4 protein-coding genes are annotated in these 2,970 nt (G+C 49.6%); 2 read left to right on the top strand and 2 right to left on the bottom strand.

Annotated elements, in window-relative coordinates; translation table 11 throughout:
- The first annotated feature begins 336 nt into the window (after positions 1-336).
- Both AC5JLB_RS21985 and AC5JLB_RS21980 read left to right on the top strand, forming a co-directional pair.
- On the top strand, positions 337-624 hold the full coding sequence (locus tag AC5JLB_RS21985; protein WP_495875960.1) for a Mo-dependent nitrogenase C-terminal domain-containing protein: 288 nt from the start codon (positions 337-339) through the stop codon (positions 622-624).
- 223 nt (positions 625-847) lie between these two features.
- Positions 848-1,618: a hypothetical protein gene (locus tag AC5JLB_RS21980; protein WP_495875959.1), complete on the top strand. Its 771-nt coding sequence runs from the start codon at positions 848-850 to the stop codon at positions 1,616-1,618.
- Positions 1,619-1,638: 20 nt separating this feature from the next.
- Here the strand turns inward: AC5JLB_RS21980 and AC5JLB_RS21975 are convergent, their stop codons facing one another.
- Together AC5JLB_RS21975 and dinB are read right to left on the bottom strand one after the other, a co-directional pair.
- Entirely contained in the window at positions 1,639-1,836 is a 198-nt protein-coding gene (locus AC5JLB_RS21975; RefSeq protein WP_495875958.1) for a hypothetical protein, read from the bottom strand.
- A 15-nt stretch (positions 1,837-1,851) separates the two neighbouring features.
- Positions 1,852-2,913 (bottom strand): DNA polymerase IV, encoded by a 1,062-nt coding sequence (dinB, locus tag AC5JLB_RS21970; protein WP_495875957.1) that lies wholly within the window; start codon positions 2,911-2,913, stop codon positions 1,852-1,854.
- Between the last annotated feature and the right edge of the window lie 57 nt (positions 2,914-2,970).

Raw genomic sequence — 2,970 nt, 5'->3', positions numbered from 1 at the left:
GGAAAGAGAACGGCGAGTAAGAAACTCTGTCCGAGCGCAACACTAATGCCACTGAATCAGAGCCACTAGCAGTTCTATGATCTTTCTACGATTCACGGTAAAGCTTTCGTTTTAGCAAGATTATCTCTAAAGATAATGAGATCGACGTCTGCACCTCATCCAAATTCAGCTAACCGATCGTATAAGTGTCACTGTCTACGCGGAATGCCTTGACCTCTGGGTGTGGTTTAAACCAGCACAGATCGAGAATGTTGCATAACACTCCAGTTCCAACCGTATAAATCAGTATCAGACAACGCCACACTGCTCTACACAGAAGAATTTAGGAGACCGATCATGTTGCACCTCACCTCCAACAAATTCATCGCTTCTCTCCTTCAACCCATCGCCCAAAAACTCGACGCGATAGAGATTCGCAACCCGGAAACTGCCCACCTTTTCTGTCGCCTCATTCCTGCTCAATGCCCGTTTGAACGTGATATTCGCTGCTTCGGTCGGGTTCTACTCCACATTCCCCCGATGTGCAAGCTGAATCCGTTTTATGAGCAATTGGTGGGATTACGATTCAAAGCGCTTTGTTATTTGGCTGACGTGTGCGGTGAAGATATTGCCGTTTACTGCTAATCGTTAGGAAACATTCAACAAACACTGTGTTCCAAGCTTTTGCTTGCACAAGTACAAGATTCTGGACTAGAGGCAACCCATTCCTGACTCGCTTCGGAAGATCCCAAAGTTGTGAACATACACACCTGCCCCACGCACAACTTGACCCTTGTGGGGAATGGAGATCGCGATCGCTGTTTGCCATCTTTATAGATGAAATAGCAATACGGTTAAGGAGATGGATATGAATATCGAAAAAGCGACGTTGACACAGTTGATGGAACTTGCTTCTAGACGCTCATCGGGGATTGCTTATGAAGGTCATGCTTGCGACGATCAAAACATCCCTGGCAACCTGCTGATTGTCGAGTCCCAACATGCTGTTTTTTCCTTTCCAAAATCTGACATCCTAGAACAGGAAGATTTATCCTCTGGAAGAATTCGGATCTGGGTCCGGGTTGGTGCTAGTGCGTATAGAGTGACCTCGTTTACCGTTGGGAATGGAACCCCATTCCTGGTCGGTATGGAAGAACTTTCCCCTCCTCCTCCTCCTGAAGATCCAAATGCGCCCCAACTCGCTCAACTGGGTGAGTTTAGTCAGGCAATGCTTTCAGTATCATTGGCAAGTCCTCCCACCTTGAGTGCCGTGGCTTCTTATTGGACTAACAGTTGTGCAGGTGGCGATCGCTATAGTAATAACTGTGCCCACTTCCTCTCTGATGCATTTATCCGAGCCGGGTTCACCGAGTTACTGCCACCCAATCCCCACATTAACGCCCGGTGTAGTACCTCGGCGAAACGCCCGATTCGCGCTAGAGACGTGTGGAGTTGGTTCCAATCCAAAGCGGTTCGGACAAGTCGTACAGTGACCGCAAACACTGGATGGTGGGCGATATTTCAACTGAATGAAAGTGCCTACTGGGGAGGACATGTGGTTGTCCTGAACTCAGATAATTGGCAATACTATGGAACTGGGTGGTATGGAGACTGGAATCAACATCTCTATCAATGGTAATAAAGCTTAAAGCAGCACCTCTAATCATCGGGAAACTGCCAACAAGCAATGTGCTCAACGCTCTTGCTTCCACACTGACAAGTCTCCGGTCTGGATGACACCCACTCGCGAGCGCACTGCCGACAATGACACAAAATGTTATTCCGATTCGCTTCCTCAATGCCTTGTTGCCATTCGTGTAATTCTGCGGGAGCGAACTGACGCGGAATGTCTGACATTGGAGAACTCCACTGCTAAAACAACGCCAACTGAATCAACGATTCGCTTCTCAAAGCTCCGAACGAGCGTTCCTCACAGCCTAAGTTAGACAGCGAAATTCCTAATAGTCTGACATTTCGCCCCTCCAACTCAACCGCTTCAAACAACTCCTGTGCTAAGAGTACGATCGTCGCCACCTCATCAATCAGCGTCATTACTGTTCGGCTGCGCGTGATTTGCTGGTAGTTCGCAAACTTCACCTTCAGCGTGATGGTCCGTCCTCCAGTTTGGTGCCGCTCCAGCCGTTGGTAGACTGTTTCAGCTATCGTTTCGAGTTCATGCAGCATGATTGATCGATCGCTCAAGTCCTGAGCATAGGAAGTTTCTGCCCCCACTAATTTGCGGATGCGATTTGCCTCGACCGCTCGGTCATCCTGTGCCCTAGCAATCTTGAAGTAGTGATGCCCTGCCTTGCCGAAATGCTGCACTAATTCCAGCTGGGAGCGCCCTTTCAAGTCGGCCCCCGTGTGTATCCCTAACTCGTGCATCTTGGTCGCGCTCACCTTGCCGATGCCGTGAAACTTTTCAATGGGTAAAGACTCAACAAACGCCTCAGCTTGCTCAGGTAGGATCACCGTCTGTCCATTCGGCTTATGGAGTCCCGATGCCATCTTCGCCAAGAACTTATTAAACGAGATACCTGCGGAAGCCGTTAAGCCTGTCTCCTTGAAGATAGCGGCTCTGATCTCTCGTGAGATTGTCGTCGCGTAGGGCAGCCCCAACTTATTCTCGCTCACATCGAGATAGGCTTCATCCAGTGCAATAGGTTCTATCACATCAGTATGATGCTCAAAAATGGCGCGGATTTGGGCTGAGATTGCCCGATAGATCTCAAAGCGAGGCGACACGAATATTAGATGAGGACAGCGCTGGAGCGCGACTCTAGAGGACAACGCCGAGTAAATGCCAAAGGTTCTCGCCTCGTAGCTAGCAGCGCAAACCACCCCACGTTGATTCGGAGAGCCACCCACCGCTAGCGGTTTACCTCGATAGGTTGGGTTATCCCGTTGCTCTACCGAGGCATAGAAGGCATCCATATGGGCGCACCTAACGGTTGGGGGAGTAGAGATGGAGGGTTAAGGGGTGTTCTGCAA

Source organism: Myxacorys chilensis (genome assembly GCF_059505265.1).
Note: the sequence above shows the minus strand (reverse complement) of the source record. Positions and strands in the feature narration are given on the sequence as shown.